Here is a 15,187-nt window from a genome sequence, read left to right as displayed (position 1 = left end):
TGATTCGGCAGGTAGGCACAATTCGGGCCGAGGGCGAGATGGAGGTCCTCCGGGGAGGTGCCTGCGGTTAAGCAGTCAGCCGCAGGCGCCGTCTCAACCACAGTCCAGCGGTTTGGGAATAGTCGGTCTTCGCCGTCGTCACATGCGGGAGAAGTCACCCGCAAGGACAGTATCGGGGGCGGAGTATTTGCTACCCGGACGTGAAATTCTCGAGCCGAGTGCAGGGTGCTGCACTCTGCCGCTTGCGTGCATTTGGGCAGGGGATGACCGCCGCGTGCTCCTTGTGAATCCGATTCTTCTACGCCTGCTTGTTGAGATGTGCTTCGAGGAGGTCTTCGAGGTGCTTGCCGACACGATCGAGTGGCTTGGTGGAACGTGTCGCGACCGACATGATGACAGCACCCTCGATCGATGCGATCGTCATCGTTGCGAGAGAATGCGCGAGAGAGTCGTCCATGCCTGATGCGTGAAAATTGTTGGCTAGCAGCCGTTCCCACTCGTCAAATGCGATATTTGCCGCGTCGACGGCGCCTGGCACTTGATGACCGCCAAACGTGGCAGCGGCGATCGGGCATCCGGCTGTGTAGTCGCTGGATTCGATTGTCGACTTCCAGTAATCCAGGAATGTCTGTAGTGCTTTCAATGGGGGGTCGAAGCAGAGTTGTTCGATCATCGCGCTGATCCACGATCCGGCTGTTCGGGCCGATTCTTCGATCAGCTGGTTTTTACCTTGCGGAAAGTGTGTGTAGATCGATTGACGTGCGGTCCCACTGCGGTCGAGTAATTCGGCCACGCCTACACCGGAGACTCCTTGGCTTCGGAGGAGCTCGATGGTGGTGTGGACAAGCCGTTCTCGCGGAGCGGTAGCCATGTGCGTGCCCCCCTTGGTTGTCGACCTCTTGATTACCAAATCTATCAGCCGGAGTGGGGCGGGTTTTTCGCTGTATTTCGTACGGGGACCTTCAGACCATTGCCATAGACTGTTTGTTCTATTAGCGTGTCTGTCTGTAACTCCTAGTCATAGGTATCGACTGGGTGGATCCCCTCATTGCCGGAAAGGTCGCCCCCGTCATGACCATCGTTGAAACGGAACATTCCGATGCCCTGAGCAGCGAAACGTACGAGGACATGCTCAATCGACTCTCGGACGCGTCTGTGCACAGGAGCTTCAGCCCTTATGTCGACATCGACTGGGAGGCACCGGAATTTCAGGTCGTGGACAACGATCCGCGATGGATTCTTCCCGAGGTGGAACTACTGGGAACGCATCCCTGGTATCTCTCTCAAACCCGCGAGCAACAGATCGCGATAGGGCAGTACCGGCAGGCCAACGTGGCCAAGGTGGGACTGCTGTTCGAACAAGTGCTCATCCGCGGCTTCATGCAATACGTCTCCATGTTGCCCAACCGATCCGCGGAGTTCCGGTACGCCACCCACGAGGTCATCGAGGAGTGCAACCACACCCTCATGTTCCAAGAATTGGTGAATCGGTCTGGCGTGGACGTGCCCGGCTTCGGTCCGGTGATGCGACGTGTCATGCCATTTCTCGGCCTCGCCGCCTGGCCGTTTCCATCGATCTTCTTCATGGGTGTGTTGGCGGGCGAAGAGCCCATCGACCATATTCAAAAGAGCTATCTCCGCAGCGAGAGCAACTATCACCCGATCGTCCGAGGAGTGATGCGCATTCACGTCGCCGAAGAGGCCCGGCACATCTCGTTCGCGCACGAGTTTCTTCGGCAACACGTGCGCGAGAACGGTCCGGTGGGTAAGTTCTTTCTCTCCCTGGTTTTCCCGATCATCATGCGGGTCCTGTGCGACGTGATCGCCGTTCCTCCGAAGTCGTTCTTCGAAACCTTCGAGATCCCGAAATCAGTGAAGAAGGAGCTGTTCTGGGAACTCCCGGCCTCGCGGCAAGCGCTGAGTGGATACTTCGGTGACGTCCGACTGCTCGCCGACGAACTCGGCCTGATGAACCGGGTCTCGCGAGTTCTGTGGAAGGCCCTCAAGATCGACGGGAAGCCCTCCCGCTTCCGGAGCGAGCCCGATCGGGCACTCGTGACCGGTTCCGGCGATGCTCATGCGTGATTCGGCATTGACAGGCTTCCGGAACCCGGGCTCTGCGACGCGGGTGCGGCGATCAGTCGAGTCAACACGCGGCATGCAATGGTGATGTCGAGGCTCGCCAAATGGCAGCTGGTCGCTCTCGTCGCCGTCGCGCTACTCGGGTTGCTCTTCGTCGGTGCGAAATATGTACGGCTGGACAATCTTCTGGGATTCGGCCAGTACACGGTCAAGACCGAACTGGCGACGTCCGGTGGCATCTTCACCAATGCCGAAGTGACCTACCGCGGTGTGCCCGTCGGACGCGTCGGTGACATGTCGCTCACGTCCGAGGGAATCGAAGTCGACCTGTTGATCGACAGCAGCGCTCCCCAGATTCCCGCATCCGCGCGGGCCGTGGTGGCCAATCGCTCCGCCATCGGCGAGCAGTACGTCGACCTGCAGCCCGATACCGACCAGGCTCCGTTCCTCGAAGACGGCTCGGTGATCGCCGTGGGCGACACCACCACGCCGATCCCGATCGAGAACGTCTTGACCAGCGCCGACGGTCTGGTGCACTCCGTTCCGGTCGACGCACTGCACACCGTCGCGAAGGAACTCGGCGCGGCATTCAACGGCAAGGGCGAAGATCTGCAGGTACTTGCCGACTCGCTGTCGGGGATTTCCCAGTCGGGCCTCGATACCCTTCCCCAGACCCTCGGACTGATCCGCGACAGCCAGACGGTGCTCACGACCCAGTCCGATCAATCGTCGGCGATCAAGCAGTTCAGCACCGACCTCGACGCACTGACGGCGCAGTTGCGCACCAGCGACCCCGACATCCGACGCGTGATCGACAACGGCATACCGGCCAGCGACCAAGTCGGCGCACTCGTCCGAGACGGGGGTCCGAGTCTTACGACAGACCTGAGCAACCTTGCGTCCGCGGCGCGAACATTCGCTCCGCGCACTATGGCACTCCAGCCGCTCCTGATCTTCATGCCCGGCCTTGCCGCCGGCATACCCTCCGCGATCGGGTCGGACGGACCTGCCCAGCGCCAAGGGCTTGTCCTCGAGACCAATACCCCGTTTCCCTGCACGGTCGGATACGAAGGGACCATGGCGATCCTCGACGAGATGAAGCGCAAAGACCCGAACTTCGACGACACTCAGCAGGATTTCCCGGTCAACACCGCAGCCAACTGCCTGGCGCCGCAAGGCAGTGAAACGGGTGTCCGCAGCGCCAACCGTGTCGCCTACGCAGACCCGAACATCCCGCAACCGTGGGACAGCAAGCCCAAAGTGGACCCCGACAAGCTCAACCTCAATCCGATCGCCACACAACTTGCCCCAGTACTCGGCGCCACCCCGAAGTAACGAATTCCACAGGTGCCACTTCGCGGAAACACCGCGACCCGTCCGTGATGCGGCGCGAACCGGAAATCGTCACGACACCCACTGCAGCTCCGGATCCTCCAACCCCATTCGAACGAACCACACGAAACGAAGGTGCTTAACGTGGAAACGCCGCACACGTCGAACACCAACCTTGACGCAATCGTCATCGGATCCGGACTGGGCGGACTGTCTGCGGCCGCCTACCTCGCTGCAGCAGGTAAACGAGTGCTGCTTCTCGAACGCTATTCGGCTCTCGGAGGCTCCTCACATGTGTTCCGTCGCCGTGGTTCGTGGGAATTCGACTGCGGAGTGCACTACGTCGGCGACGGTGGGCCAGACGGAATAGTGCGCACAATGATGCGTGGTCTCGCTCTCGATGACCGAATTCAATGGCTGCCGCTGGAAGCCGGCGCTTTCGATCGCATCATCGCACCAGATTTCGCGCTGAACGTGCCATTCGGGTGGGACGCCTTCCTGACAGAGTTACTCGCAGCTTTTCCCGACGAGCACAAAGCCGTTCGACGATTCCACGCGATCATGCATAAACTCGCTGAAGGACTCGACAGGCGAGGTAATCCGGGTCCTGTTGCGCTGATGGCGCAGTGGGTCTCCGGATCAAGCTGGGCAGCACCGTTTCTCGCGATGCCCTATGCCGCGATGCTCGTCTCCTGTGGTTTCTCCACTCGTGCAGTCCTGGCGCTATCGGTTCAATGCGGTGCACTCGCATCCAGCTCACTGTCGATTCCCACCGCAGCGATGGCTGGTTTCTATCAGGACTATGTCGGCGGCGGCGCCTACTACCCGCGCGGTGGTGGACAGATCCTCGCGGCCGGATTCGCCGACGTCATCACCACGCACGGTGGGCACGTCCGGACGAATGCCGAGGTTTCTCGCATACTCGTCGAGGATCGGCGCGTAACCGGCGTGCGTCTCGCCGACGGTGAAATCCTCTCGGCCCCTGTCGTGATCTCCGACGCCGACATCATCAAGACGTACACCGAACTCGTCGGTGTCGAACACCTACCGTTCCCACAACGTCAGCAGGTGCGTCGGTGGAAGATGTCACACCCCCTGATCAACGGGTTCTTCGGGGTCGAGTTCGATACGAATAGTCAACCCAACAGCAACTACTTCGCGATCCCGAATTGGGACTCAGCAAGCTCCCTGCTGTCTCTGGCTCAGTTCTCTCGCCGAGTGATCGACGGCAAAGGTTTCGACAACGCGCAGGACTGGGCGAAGGCAATGGCCGGCGGGCAACCGATGTTCCTGCAATCGTCCTCACGCCGCGATCCCGAACATCGCGCCGCGGCCCCGCAGGGGCATTCCACCATCGAGGTTCAGACCATCACCCCGTCAGACCCGAAACTATGGGGGTATACCGACCACGACGTGGACACAGGTGCGTATCGGAAATCCCGTACCTACAACGAGGTCAAGAAGATTGTGCTCGACGGGATGCTCGAACGCATGGAGCAGGCATACCCAGGATCGTCGACTCGGGTGCGTCTGTCCGAACTCGGATCCCCCGCTACCCAGACCCGGTTTGTGGGTAACACCGACGGGGCGCCTTTCGGGCTTGCCCTCCGCCTCGACCAGGCAGGACCGCTGCGTCCCAGAAACCGCACCGCGATCGATGGATTGCTGATGGTCGGCACTAGTACCGCGTGGGGACCCGGGACCGTCGGATCGATGCTCAGCGGCGTGCACGCCGCCGGTGCGGTGACCGGACGTGACCTTGTCCGTGAGATCAGGGCGGGAAGGGTTGTCGCCGATGAAAGTCGACTTTCACTCTGGGACAATGAATTCGACGCACTCGGCTTGACCCGCGGGTTCTCGGCCCATCCCTCGCGCGCAGAGCAATGGAGCGGAAACGAAGGAGCCGGCGAGTAGGACAGTGCACAGTTTCCTCGTGGACCCCATGGCGTTCGTGCCGACCGAAGCCCCCAGAGGACTCGGCGCACCGACAGCTCATTCGATTGCGCTGTTGATCGGCCGCCGACTTACTCGATCACGAGCGGGATCCGGGACGAACACTCGACAGATTCTTGCACTCTCGGGTGTGGGCACCGGAGTGCTTTCTGTGGTGTTCCAGATATCTGCCCTCGTCGGCGGTTGTCGAGAAGAGTGTGATCGGCTCGTCCGTGCTGCCGAAGGGACCGCAGTACTAGCGCTCGCGCTGCTGGTAGCGGCGGCAATTGCATGAACGTAGGAGCGAGCAGCAGGCGCGGAACAGTGGTTGACCCCCGGGCAAGTGGCCGTGCTGTTCGATGTCAACCCGAAGACGATCACGAGATGGGCGCGAGGGGGAAAGATCGGATTTACAACAACGGTCGGAGGGCACCGCCGATATCGCAGCAGCGAAATCTATGTACTCCTTCGGGCCTCGCAATTTGTCGGCGAGGATCTAGCGGGTGCCGACGATGGGACCGCCCACCTGCACCCAAAAGACACGAGATCCCTACCTGCAGAAGGGGCGAACGGTAGGCATGGAATTAGAGGGATTCAACCTGCGGAATAGGGCGCGAAAGCCGACTTGTGCGCAGCAACCTCTTGATTCGCAAACGGGTGTCAGAGCTTGCAATTGTCAGAAGTGCTCGGCCGATGTGAACACGAAACGAATACTGCGATCGTCTGCGCCAACCGGGGATCGCCATCCGCCTATGCACGCCGTAGATGCCACGGGCGACCGCTTGAGCCGAAGTTAAGTGCCGGGTGCCAGTTCGGTGTTGCGTTGCCGCTGTTGGAGTTCGGTGTGGAGGCATCGGGCCTTCGGCGAGTTGGTCTTCGAGGAAGATGATGCGGCAGGCCGCGTCGAGTGCGGTGCCCGCGGTGACGAGTTCGTGGGCTCGTGCGGCGATGCGTAGTTGGTTGCGGGAGTAGCGGCGGTGTCCGCCTTCGGAGCGCCCGGGGGCGAGGAGTTCCGCGGCGTCGAGGCTGCGGAGGAATCGTTGCGGGACGCCGAGGATTTCGGCGGCGTGGCCCATGCTGTAGGAGGGATAGTCTTCGTTGTCGAGCTTGCCGGACAGTTCGCCGACGGGCCGCTCTGCCGTGATGGCGGTCTTCTCTCACTGGAATGGACGGGGCCCCCGGCGCGGGGGTGCGCCGGGGGCCGGATGGGGGTTGAACTGACTTCACTGAACAACAAACTGCATTCTCTCGAACTACCGGACTCGCACAGCATGTCCGGTAGCCGCTTGGAAGAGGGTGCCGGGGCCTGATCGACACATTCACAATAACTTTCAGCCCCGGCACGTCCCTGCCCTGCGGTACTGCTTGCGGGTAGTTCGTCTCCCGCACCTCTGGATTCGTTCCTTGCTACGAGATACAAGTTACAACAGCTTCGGGAGAATATCTACTGTGGGTGCGGTAGATATTCTTCTGTGAGTGTGACGGTTCGGTGTGTGGTGATAGTTGCCTGCTGGGCGGGGGTGAGCCAGGAGGTCGTGGCCTGTATTAATGGTTCTGGGAGGACGTTCTGATGCGAAATACGTCGAAGGCGCAGTCTTTGCTTCGCGCGCAGGATGAGCGGGAGCAACGCGCCGCTTCCGCCTCGGGCGACGGGGAGCCGATTCGAGCTGAGGGTTCGGCGTTGCCTGAGTCGGGGGAGCGCGGTCGCGGTGCGGCGGTGCGATCCGCCCGTGCGGAACTCTCCACGCATGCCCGCGCTGTGGAAAACATGAACGAGGCTGTGGCATTCGCCGGACTGAGTGCGAGGGCTATTAGTGGCGAGGAATGATCGACACCGGACATGGAGAGGTTTAGCTGCAGGCAGGGCCGTCCGGTTTTCGACTCCGTTCCTTCCTGGCCGTTTCGATATTCGCGTACAGAGCTGTTCGATTCAAACCCGTTTTCTTGCAAAAGGTTTCGTTTTTGAACCGCTGCTCACCGTATATCAGCGGCAGGGTGGGCGCGTTCTTCGGTGGCGAGTTCGTGCTGACGGCCTTTCATCTTGCCCATTGCGACCGCCGCAACAGCATCACGTGGCAGGCTTCGGATCATTGGGTGCGATTTGCGTGTCATTGTGCAGGGACCGAACCGACGTCCTCTGCGTGCTCGTGCCGCCTATCTTGAACAGTATTAGCGATAAATATCGCCAGCAGTCAGTCTGGATCCTGTCGTTGTGGCCGACGTCCCGAGGCGGTTGCCGGGAGTTGCTCTGTCGGAATCGGGCAGATGATCGACATAGGATCGAAAGGAGGCGACGTGACGCAGGGGGTTTCCGCCTGCGGTTTCACGATGCCCAGCTCCGGTGCTGTTGAAAGCCGGACATGTGCGGGTGTGGTGATCGAGGATTACGCGGACCTGGTCATCGACCGGGGTTGGGCGGGGCGGGACTGGGCTCCGGTGCGGCGGTGGGCGATCGCACTCGACGGCGGGCGCCTGGTCTTTGCGAACGACGAAGACCTGACGTCGCAGTTGAGGGTTCATCGGGAGACTCTGACGCCGGTCCAGGCAGGAAGGACCGACCGCGGCCGACTGAGGTAGGAAAATCGAACCCCCTGTCTACGAGGAGTTTTCCCATTGAAACGACGGTAACGTGATGGAGCGATTCAAGATGACGCTCGCGGACGGATCGGGCGGCGACGAATTCTTCAGTCCGGCAACCAGGCGATTCTGGCTGCAATCGCCGCCAACGGCGGAAGCAGTCAAGGGCCGCATGTGCAACGCTACGACGATCGTGGGCGATTGCTGCCCACGTAACTGCCTCGGGCCCGGCGGGCATCGCGCAACCCGATGCTTTCGCGCCCACACTCGGGACGCCGCCGGAACTGCGTTGACCCGCCGCGCGTGAAGTCACGTTTCGTCAATGCATGAGCTGGGTAACAAGTCGAGTGTCGGTGAAGGAGGACTTGTGGTGGACGTCGTGGTGTGGACGGAATCCGAAGATCGCGAAAGGTGGTGGCGCGAGATCTTGGGAATCGGGTCTACTGGATCCCGTTGTTTAGCAAGGAATGTCGGAGAGTTGCCGCGTGCCAAGATTTCCACGGCCTCGGCAATGCGCGAATCGACACCCACCGCGCTTCGCGGCGTGACCGCAGCCTGACACCGGACCCGGACAGAAGGATGGAAATACGGTGCTAAATGTTGTTCTGTTGCTAGTGATGCTCAGTATCGGCATGTGTGTTGTGATGTGTCTCGACTTCCGATGGCTTCGCCCCTCCGTGCGACATGATCGCCGACGGTTTGCGTATCGCCGACATGCAGGGATCACCAAGTCGTAGATCTGTTTCTCCCGGCTCAGGTCGCCCATCAGCGACAATCCCCGAACCCTCAAGGCGAACCGGGCAGTCGGAGTAAAGACGCATCCTGCCGGCGGCCTGGCGCACATGGTGCCGACGCGGGTTGATTCGTCGTCCTCGCGGTCGATGATTGAAGAAACGTCCGCTGGGGAAGTCGGCCCGAATGGCTAATTACAGAGTGATCAATCCTTCAGGCGACGTCACCGCGACGCGCGGCATCGAGAGCGCTGACGATGCACATGCTTGGTTCGTAGACGCCCGCGCCGACAACTCAGAACTGGGATGGCGCATGGAAGTTCACCATGATGGCGAATGGTCGTTCTTCGACGACACCGAGGGCGCATCCAGCTGAGCAGATGTCAGAAGAGGTGATGAGGATGAGGATGAGGATGGACGTTCAAGCATGAGCCAGTTACTCGAAGGAAAGAAAGTTGCATTCCTCGTGGCGACGGAGGGAGTCGAACAGATCGAGTTGACGGACCCGTGGGATGCATTGGTTGCCGAACACGCTCAGCCATCGATTGTTTCGACAGAATCCGGAACCATCCAGGCATTCAACCATCTCGACAAGGCTGACATCTTCGACGTGGACGCGGTGGTCGAAGCGACGGCATCGTCGGAATACGACGCGCTTGTACTTCCCGGTGGTGTAGCCAACCCCGATCTCCTCCGCATGAATCCCGAGGCCGTGGCCATTCGCCCGGAGTCTCTTCGATGCAGGCAAGCCTGTTGCAGTGATCTGCCACGGCCCCTGGACACTGGTCGAAGCTGGCGTGGTGGCCGGTCGCACACTGACGTCATGGCCTAGCGTGCGTACCGATATCACGAACGCCGGCGGCACGTGGGTAGACGAAGAAGTGGTCGTCTGTACTTCAGGACCGAATACCTTGATATCGAGCCGCAAACCCGATGATTTGCCGGCGTTCTGCGCGACACTGACCGACACTCTCCGGCAGTCCGAGGCATCGACGAGGACTCTCGAAGGAAGCTGACGAGTGAGGTAGATCGTGGCTTCTCGCCGGGTCGTTCGCGATAACGCTTAAGCGTCGGCCTCGTACAGGTGCTCCCCGTCGGTCACGAACAAACCGGAAAACAGGGCGCCTTATGTCATCACCCTAAAACAGTCGAGTGAGGAGTCGGTCGCATCGGCCACCACCTACCCGCGCGCAGTCCATCCATCTTGTTTGAGGGCTTTGACCAGCGGGTACGTCGATCTCTATGGGTGATCGGCTGAAGGAGGATGCCATGATCATTCTTGGAATTGTTTTGTTGATCGTCGGTTTCTTGACTGGGATCTCGATTCTGTGGACGATCGGAATCATTCTTGTGGTCGTTGGAGTCGTTCTGTTCGCGCTTGGTGCCGCCGGACATGCTGTAGGTGGTCGGCGGCACTACTACTGACCCGGCGTCTGGATGCTGGGGGCCGGTCTCGAAAACCCGATCTGTCTGGCTGCGAGGTGAACTGCCGAAGCTAGGGAGGGTGTCGCAGCTCGTGGCCGCGGCGCACAAGCGATCCGCAGTCGGCGGTCCCGGTCGTCGCACTTCCCACGTCCATGCGTATCTCACTTGTCACGGCTGAGGAGTGGAACATGTTTGATCGGAACGCATCTCGAAAAGATGGTGAGGACGTTCGCATCGACGATGCCGGAGGTCGAGAACGCGTGGTCGGAACGGTTCACGATGTGAGACCGCCCGGACGGATGTGGGTGCCGCGCAGCCGGGGCGCTGTCAGCGGTATCTTGCTGATTGTGCTCGGACTCTGGGGAGCGCTCATTCCCTTTGTGGGACCGTACTTCTCGTTCGCTTTCGTGCCGGATCAAGCATGGACTTGGAGCTCCGGTAGGGGTTGGCTCGAAGTGCTCCCCGGGTTGGTCACCGTGATCGGCGGGATTTTGCTGTTGCTGAGTGCGAATCGCGCTGTCGCCAGCCTCGGGGCGTGGTTGGCGGTCGTCGGTGGCGCATGGTTCATTGTGGGCCCGGTCCTGGCGCCGGTGCTGCATCTCGGGGAGGCGGGGGCGCCGGCGGCGACCGAACCTGCGATGAGGGCTGTGCAGCAGTTGGCGTTCTTCGAGGGCCTCGGTGCGGTGATTTTGTTCCTCGGAGCGGCAGCGGTCGGACGGTTATCGCTGCGCAGTCATCGTGATGTTTTGCGCGCACAACGTGAGGTAGGAAACGACAACGGGTCTGCTGTAGCTGGGGCAGCGCCGCCCACCCCCTGAACTCGGGCAGGCTCGCCTATAGAGTTCTCGGCAGTCGCCGTTACCGAACTACGTTTGCTGCCAGGGTTCCGTGTCCACCGGCGAATTTCGTTGTGTCCTTCGACGAATTCGACCGAAAATTACTTGTTCTCGTTCGGACACTGCTATCAGTGCCGACCGGAGGTTTCGTGGTTAGCGCCGACGCCACGCGCATACCATGACCTGCATCTTCGTACAGGCTGCCGTCGAAGCCACTAGTCAACGAGGAACCGAAGGAAGCCAGATGATGGCCGGGTGAGGCTCACCGACTGGGACGCTCCGAGTGGCGTGGGCTGCTCAGAGGTAGGATGCATTTCAGTTCCTGGTCGATGCCGGGGCAAAAGGTTGTCTTTACGCCTCGCCTGGTGCGTGGCGGTGTTCCGCACGGGTAGGACGGCATGCCTCTCACGAAGAAATTTTCCGAGATGTACGACGACGCGCTGACTGCACTTGCCGCGGCGTCCCAACGGCCCGCCAACGTCGTCAATGTGGAAGGCCACTACGCCATTCGCGTCGACCTCGAGTACAACCGCTACGTCCTGGCCACGAACGCTCCGCGAGGATTGTGGGACGAACCTGACGCCAGCAATCCTGGTCGGTGCGTATCTTTCAAGCCGGTGAAGACGACACGGACACGCTACTCGCCGAGGTGAAGAAACCGTGGCTCATCGACGCCTTCGATTCCGCAGTCGAATACCTTGAAGCTTGCGGAAATATCATCGTTGCCGACGCGGAATTCGGCAGCCTTCGTCATACCGGCGAACTGGGCTGAACAGCCTCGGGCGTAACTTCCGGTTGTGCTTCCCCAGACGTTTCGCTTAGCTGAGCAATCCGCGCAGCAAGGACAGCGTTCTCGGTTTCCAATGAGAGAATGACACCGATTCCGGCCAAGTTGATTCCCTCGCCGATCAACGCGGTAATGCGGCGGAGTTTGTCGAGGTTCGCCGCGCTGTAGCGCCGCGTTCCTCCGCTGGTGCGTGCAGGGGTCAATAGTCCCCGACGTTCGTAGAGTCTCAAGGTTTGTGGGCCGACTCCGGACAGTTCCGACATCACGGAGATTCCGTAGACCCCTCTGTTGGCGTGCGCTGCATCCTTCAATGCCCCAGCACTCTCCTTCAATGCCGCCGAATATTTCTCGACTTTAACATGTCGGTGCGCCGTTCCCTTCGCTCGCGGTAACTCAAATCTGATGCTCGTTGATACAGATTTCTTTCACCCGCGAGACCATTTTGCGCGGGGGAGATGGTCGTAAGGCTGATTTCAGGTGTTCGTGGGCTCTATGGACTCGGCCGTTCGACTTTCGTTCCTTCGATCACTGCCCCACGTGTTGCCCTTTATCTGTATCGACTGATATAGATTTACGACGGCGAATAACTCAGATGCACGTTGAGCACTCGCACGTCGGGAGCACGAATGACCACTGCCATGTCCTCCACCCACGGTGGCCTGAGCATCACCTGCTCGGCGAGGGGAACCGCGGAGCTCACAGGGCGTATCCCCGTGATGCTCCGCGTCATCCGCATGTCGTGGCGGGCGGTGACGATCGATGTCGTCGTGATGATGGTCATTGCCGTGATCTTGGGCGGAATAGTCGATTCAGCGCTCGCCGGTCCACTCTCCGGGGCTGTGTTCGCTCTGGCGGCGGCGATGGTTTTCCGGAGCGTTCGCCAGTCGATCAACACCCGAGAATGAAAATGAAGGAGACGACGATGTCGGCAACACGATGCGTACGCCGTTTCGGCACCTCGACGGTGTCTTCACTTCAGCGAGGATCTACTGTTCCGCGGCGTTCCTCGCAGGTGATCGCCAGGGGAGAGGGGTTGGCATTCTCATGAGCACCCACACGCGAGACGCCGACTACACGCACCTTGCGGCCCTATTCGAACAGATGGCTTCAACACCGAACGATGACGAACGCTGCGAACGTCTACGCACGCAGATCATCGAGTCGTGTCTACCGCTGACCCGAAACATCGCATTGCGATACCGTGGCCGCGGACAAGCCCACGAAGAGCTTGTACAGGCCGCCAGCGTTGGTCTGGTCAGTGCGGTGCACCGCTTCGATCTCGCCAAGGGCAAGGATTTTCTCGCCTTCGCGATTCCGACGATGGTAGGTGAAGTGCGCAAACACTTCCGGGACCGCGGCTGGGACGTTCGTGTTCCGCGCTCGCTGCAGGAAAACTATCTCGCGCTCAACAAGGCCCGGTCTTCCCTCACTCAAGCCCTCGGACGCGAACCAACCGTGCCGGAACTGGCAAAAGAACTCGCAGTGGAACCTGCCGAGATCGCCGAGATCGTCGCCGCCGGAGGTTCCTATCACGCAGCGTCCCTCGATGCGGCAACCATCAACGACGGACGTTCGATCGCAGACACCCTGGGAGACTTCGACTCTGCCCTCGAAGGCATCGACAACCATGAAACTCTCCGACCGGCGCTACTTGCACTTCCTGAACGAGAACGCACCATCGTGCTCTACCGATTCTTCGGCGAACTGACCCAAGCGGAAATCGCTGAGAAGGTCGGTCTGTCCCAAATGCACGTCTCCCGACTGCTCGCACAATCACTCCAAGCACTCCGAAAGACACAGTCCCTCGCAGCGCTCGAGACCGCCGTCGCAGCGTGAGCTAGTTGCCAAGAATTGCGGATTCGTGCCTAAACCGGGTACGAAACAGTTCGTGATCGGAAGCGTCGTCGATTACGGCGTCCAGACAGCGGACAGGCCGGTGACGTCCGTGTACCCGTTGACCTGCCGGGCAGGCGGCAGGATCACGAACCTGCCTGGAGCACCTTGGTCAATGTGATCGTCACAGCCCAGTTCTCCTCGGGTGGGCCGGCGGGACGTCCTCTCGAGGTCCACTACGTCGGCCAGGGTCCCCAGGAAATGCCATCCGAAGCAGGAAGTGCTCTGGTGATCTGACCCTTTGTTGCCCCAGCGCGGCTCACCCGTATAGCGGCGGTACCGTCGCCGTCGAATGCGCATGTCAGGGCGCTGGAGGGGAGGGCGAGACCGGGGGGGGGCGCTACCTGCGATTGATTCCATCGTATCGGTCGATCCACTGTTGATCGGTGAGCTTAGGGACCCCGGCGGCCTTCGCTGGTATCGCAGGCGTCTCCTGAACTGGCACACCGGACGTCACAACCTCGGAGTCGAAGAAGTGAAGGTGCCGGAAACGACCTGCAACGTAGAATTCAGCGCATGGATGCAGTACACACGGTGGCATTGATGGCGGTGATCCCCATGGCAGGGGTCGCGGTGTTCGCCATCGGGGGCGCCCTGCTGGGGAGGCGAGCGCGTTCACTGCGTCGTCAGGGCAGATTGCACTATTCGGCGCGAACGACGCCGGGATCGGATGTCTCCAGCAACCTCAGCATGTAGACAGAGGGCAGCTTCAGCCCTCACGCGTCCGAATGTGTTAGAACAGCACCGGTCGGCTCGGACGGACTGCGCGCCGCAGCGGTCTCGGAGACCTGGATGTTATTGGCCGGCAGCGACGCGGAAGACGATGATGGACCAGTTCTCCTCCGCCGTTCACGGCGCCGCATTGCTGTTACAGATCGTGTGGCCGACGGCGTTATCTCAGGGACTGCGATGTTCTCCAGTTAACGCGGTTGAAATCGTCCGGTATATGGATGGGCAAACGCACCCTTAAACCCGCAGGAAGCCGCTGAGGCAGTATGAAGCATCCCGGCGAGTCCGGAGACTTACTGATTTGAGAACTCCGCAATTCGCGTCGTTCTGTGTTCACCCTAGTAGAACGCCTCGAGTTCAGCCGGCGGCACATCGCCGCAGTGCTCGTAGAGACGTCGGTGGTTGAACCAGTCCACCCATTCCTACGTGGCGATTTCCACATGTTCGACCGTTCGCCACGGCCCGCGAGGTTTGATCAGTTCGGTCTTGTAGAGCCCATTGATTGTCTCGGCGAGAGCGTTGTCGTAGCTCGACCCGGTAGACCCGATCGAGGCATCGATACCCTCCTCAATGAGTTTGTCGGTGAACGTAATTGACGTGTTCTGCGACCCTCGGTCGTTGTGGTGAATGAGCCCCGACAGATCCGTAATCTCCTCTCGGCGTCGGGTCCAGATCGCGTGCTCGATGGCATCGAGCACCAACGGTGTCGTCATCGTCGTCGCGGTTCGCCACCCGAGGATTCGGCGTGAGTACGCGTCGAAGACGAACGCGAAGTACACCCAACCCGACCATGTCGAAACGTAGGTAAAGTCGGCTACCCACAACATGTTCGGTGCGATCGGGTTGAACTTTCGTTGCACCAG

General features: G+C 60.5%; 19 protein-coding genes and 3 pseudogenes. 18 read left to right on the top strand and 4 right to left on the bottom strand.

Translation table 11 applies throughout. The features are described from left to right. Positions 1-298: 298 nt before the first annotated feature. Complete coding sequence (locus AC2ETI_RS30790) at positions 299-871, bottom strand: TetR/AcrR family transcriptional regulator (RefSeq protein ID WP_029256870.1); 573 nt, start codon at positions 869-871, stop codon at positions 299-301. A 200-nt stretch (positions 872-1,071) separates the two neighbouring features. On the opposite strand from AC2ETI_RS30790, the gene AC2ETI_RS30785 reads away from it, so the two are divergent. The 5 genes from AC2ETI_RS30785 (at position 1,072) to AC2ETI_RS30765 (ending at position 5,956) form a co-directional block, all read left to right on the top strand. After that, positions 1,072-2,085: an AurF N-oxygenase family protein gene (locus tag AC2ETI_RS30785; RefSeq protein WP_029256869.1), complete on the top strand. Its 1,014-nt coding sequence runs from the start codon at positions 1,072-1,074 to the stop codon at positions 2,083-2,085. Positions 2,086-2,166: 81 nt separating this feature from the next. Next, positions 2,167-3,417 carry an MCE family protein gene (locus AC2ETI_RS30780; protein ID WP_059016428.1) on the top strand — a complete coding sequence of 417 codons (1,251 nt, stop codon included), beginning with the start codon at positions 2,167-2,169 and terminating at the stop codon, positions 3,415-3,417. A 141-nt stretch (positions 3,418-3,558) separates the two neighbouring features. Continuing rightward, entirely contained in the window at positions 3,559-5,328 is a 1,770-nt protein-coding gene (locus tag AC2ETI_RS30775) for a phytoene desaturase family protein (RefSeq protein ID WP_051636537.1), read from the top strand. 19 nt (positions 5,329-5,347) lie between these two features. Continuing rightward, complete coding sequence (locus AC2ETI_RS30770; RefSeq protein WP_144440157.1) at positions 5,348-5,641, top strand: hypothetical protein; 294 nt, start codon at positions 5,348-5,350, stop codon at positions 5,639-5,641. 33 nt (positions 5,642-5,674) lie between these two features. Continuing rightward, on the top strand, positions 5,675-5,956 hold the full coding sequence (locus tag AC2ETI_RS30765; RefSeq protein ID WP_081051241.1) for a helix-turn-helix domain-containing protein: 282 nt from the start codon (positions 5,675-5,677) through the stop codon (positions 5,954-5,956). On the opposite strand, the gene AC2ETI_RS30760 is transcribed toward AC2ETI_RS30765, so the two are convergent. Next, complete coding sequence (locus AC2ETI_RS30760; RefSeq protein WP_420876505.1) at positions 5,931-6,422, bottom strand: MerR family transcriptional regulator; 492 nt, start codon at positions 6,420-6,422, stop codon at positions 5,931-5,933. The two genes, AC2ETI_RS30765 and AC2ETI_RS30760, sit on opposite strands and share 26 nt — an antisense overlap. Between AC2ETI_RS30760 and AC2ETI_RS30755 the strand changes: the two genes are divergently transcribed. The 10 genes and pseudogenes from AC2ETI_RS30755 (at position 6,324) to AC2ETI_RS30710 (ending at position 11,687) form a co-directional block, all read left to right on the top strand. Further along, a complete protein-coding gene (locus AC2ETI_RS30755) occupies positions 6,324-6,656 on the top strand; it encodes a hypothetical protein (protein ID WP_162492725.1) in 333 nt (110 codons plus the stop codon). The two genes, AC2ETI_RS30760 and AC2ETI_RS30755, sit on opposite strands and share 99 nt — an antisense overlap. Positions 6,657-6,916: 260 nt before the next feature. Then, entirely contained in the window at positions 6,917-7,174 is a 258-nt protein-coding gene (locus AC2ETI_RS30750) for a hypothetical protein (protein ID WP_029256865.1), read from the top strand. A gap of 500 nt (positions 7,175-7,674) precedes the next feature. Beyond that, on the top strand, positions 7,675-7,923 hold the full coding sequence (locus tag AC2ETI_RS30745; RefSeq protein WP_244891550.1) for a hypothetical protein: 249 nt from the start codon (positions 7,675-7,677) through the stop codon (positions 7,921-7,923). 55 nt (positions 7,924-7,978) lie between these two features. Further along, positions 7,979-8,230 carry a hypothetical protein gene (locus AC2ETI_RS30740; RefSeq protein WP_029256863.1) on the top strand — a complete coding sequence of 84 codons (252 nt, stop codon included), beginning with the start codon at positions 7,979-7,981 and terminating at the stop codon, positions 8,228-8,230. Positions 8,231-8,245: 15 nt separating this feature from the next. Then, positions 8,246-8,482, top strand: coding sequence for a hypothetical protein (locus AC2ETI_RS30735; RefSeq protein WP_051636535.1), 237 nt, complete (start codon positions 8,246-8,248; stop codon positions 8,480-8,482). A 359-nt stretch (positions 8,483-8,841) separates the two neighbouring features. After that, complete coding sequence (locus AC2ETI_RS30730; protein WP_029256861.1) at positions 8,842-9,030, top strand: hypothetical protein; 189 nt, start codon at positions 8,842-8,844, stop codon at positions 9,028-9,030. 51 nt (positions 9,031-9,081) lie between these two features. Further along, a pseudogene (locus tag AC2ETI_RS30725) lies at positions 9,082-9,670 on the top strand (type 1 glutamine amidotransferase domain-containing protein). A gap of 253 nt (positions 9,671-9,923) precedes the next feature. Continuing rightward, on the top strand, positions 9,924-10,079 hold the full coding sequence (locus AC2ETI_RS30720; RefSeq protein WP_007734736.1) for a DUF6131 family protein: 156 nt from the start codon (positions 9,924-9,926) through the stop codon (positions 10,077-10,079). Positions 10,080-10,267: 188 nt separating this feature from the next. After that, positions 10,268-10,897: a hypothetical protein gene (locus tag AC2ETI_RS30715; RefSeq protein ID WP_059016431.1), complete on the top strand. Its 630-nt coding sequence runs from the start codon at positions 10,268-10,270 to the stop codon at positions 10,895-10,897. 416 nt (positions 10,898-11,313) lie between these two features. Next, positions 11,314-11,687 (top strand): annotated as a pseudogene (locus AC2ETI_RS30710) (hypothetical protein). Here AC2ETI_RS30710 and AC2ETI_RS30705 read toward each other — a convergent pair. Beyond that, positions 11,666-11,965 carry a MerR family transcriptional regulator gene (locus AC2ETI_RS30705; protein WP_051636615.1) on the bottom strand — a complete coding sequence of 100 codons (300 nt, stop codon included), beginning with the start codon at positions 11,963-11,965 and terminating at the stop codon, positions 11,666-11,668. The pseudogene AC2ETI_RS30710 and the gene AC2ETI_RS30705 sit on opposite strands and share 22 nt — an antisense overlap. A 363-nt stretch (positions 11,966-12,328) precedes the next feature. Here AC2ETI_RS30705 and AC2ETI_RS30700 point away from each other — a divergent pair, with 363 nt between their 5' ends. From AC2ETI_RS30700 to AC2ETI_RS30690, 3 genes are all read left to right on the top strand, one after another. Next, the gene (locus AC2ETI_RS30700) at positions 12,329-12,607 is read left to right on the top strand and encodes a hypothetical protein (protein ID WP_144440160.1); all 279 of its coding nucleotides are present in this window, start codon (positions 12,329-12,331) and stop codon (positions 12,605-12,607) included. 139 nt (positions 12,608-12,746) lie between these two features. After that, complete coding sequence (locus AC2ETI_RS30695; protein WP_029256858.1) at positions 12,747-13,538, top strand: SigB/SigF/SigG family RNA polymerase sigma factor; 792 nt, start codon at positions 12,747-12,749, stop codon at positions 13,536-13,538. A 573-nt stretch (positions 13,539-14,111) separates the two neighbouring features. Continuing rightward, positions 14,112-14,291: a hypothetical protein gene (locus AC2ETI_RS30690; RefSeq protein WP_029256857.1), complete on the top strand. Its 180-nt coding sequence runs from the start codon at positions 14,112-14,114 to the stop codon at positions 14,289-14,291. Positions 14,292-14,662: 371 nt separating this feature from the next. On the opposite strand, the pseudogene AC2ETI_RS30685 reads toward AC2ETI_RS30690, so the two are convergent. After that, positions 14,663-15,187: pseudogene (locus tag AC2ETI_RS30685) on the bottom strand (IS3 family transposase); the annotation flags it as partial.

The sequence above is a fragment of the Rhodococcus sp. MurmanLake-1 genome (genome assembly GCF_056945715.1).
Note: the sequence above shows the minus strand (reverse complement) of the source record. Positions and strands in the feature narration are given on the sequence as shown.

Bases quoted from the DNA above. Each gene is read 5' to 3' on its own strand.
- AC2ETI_RS30790 (WP_029256870.1), bottom strand. From the start codon at position 871: ATGGCTACCGCTCCGCGAGAACGGCTTGTCCACACCACCATCGAGCTC.
- AC2ETI_RS30785 (WP_029256869.1), top strand. From the start codon at position 1,072: ATGACCATCGTTGAAACGGAACATTCCGATGCCCTGAGCAGCGAAACG.
- AC2ETI_RS30760 (WP_420876505.1), bottom strand. From the start codon at position 6,422: ATGGGCCACGCCGCCGAAATCCTCGGCGTCCCGCAACGATTCCTCCGC.
- AC2ETI_RS30750 (WP_029256865.1), top strand. From the start codon at position 6,917: ATGCGAAATACGTCGAAGGCGCAGTCTTTGCTTCGCGCGCAGGATGAG.
- AC2ETI_RS30745 (WP_244891550.1), top strand. From the start codon at position 7,675: ATGCCCAGCTCCGGTGCTGTTGAAAGCCGGACATGTGCGGGTGTGGTG.
- AC2ETI_RS30740 (WP_029256863.1), top strand. From the start codon at position 7,979: ATGGAGCGATTCAAGATGACGCTCGCGGACGGATCGGGCGGCGACGAA.
- AC2ETI_RS30735 (WP_051636535.1), top strand. From the start codon at position 8,246: ATGCATGAGCTGGGTAACAAGTCGAGTGTCGGTGAAGGAGGACTTGTG.
- AC2ETI_RS30730 (WP_029256861.1), top strand. From the start codon at position 8,842: ATGGCTAATTACAGAGTGATCAATCCTTCAGGCGACGTCACCGCGACG.
- AC2ETI_RS30720 (WP_007734736.1), top strand. From the start codon at position 9,924: ATGATCATTCTTGGAATTGTTTTGTTGATCGTCGGTTTCTTGACTGGG.
- AC2ETI_RS30715 (WP_059016431.1), top strand. From the start codon at position 10,268: ATGTTTGATCGGAACGCATCTCGAAAAGATGGTGAGGACGTTCGCATC.
- AC2ETI_RS30705 (WP_051636615.1), bottom strand. From the start codon at position 11,965: ATGTCGGAACTGTCCGGAGTCGGCCCACAAACCTTGAGACTCTACGAA.
- AC2ETI_RS30700 (WP_144440160.1), top strand. From the start codon at position 12,329: ATGACCACTGCCATGTCCTCCACCCACGGTGGCCTGAGCATCACCTGC.
- AC2ETI_RS30695 (WP_029256858.1), top strand. From the start codon at position 12,747: ATGAGCACCCACACGCGAGACGCCGACTACACGCACCTTGCGGCCCTA.
- AC2ETI_RS30690 (WP_029256857.1), top strand. From the start codon at position 14,112: ATGGATGCAGTACACACGGTGGCATTGATGGCGGTGATCCCCATGGCA.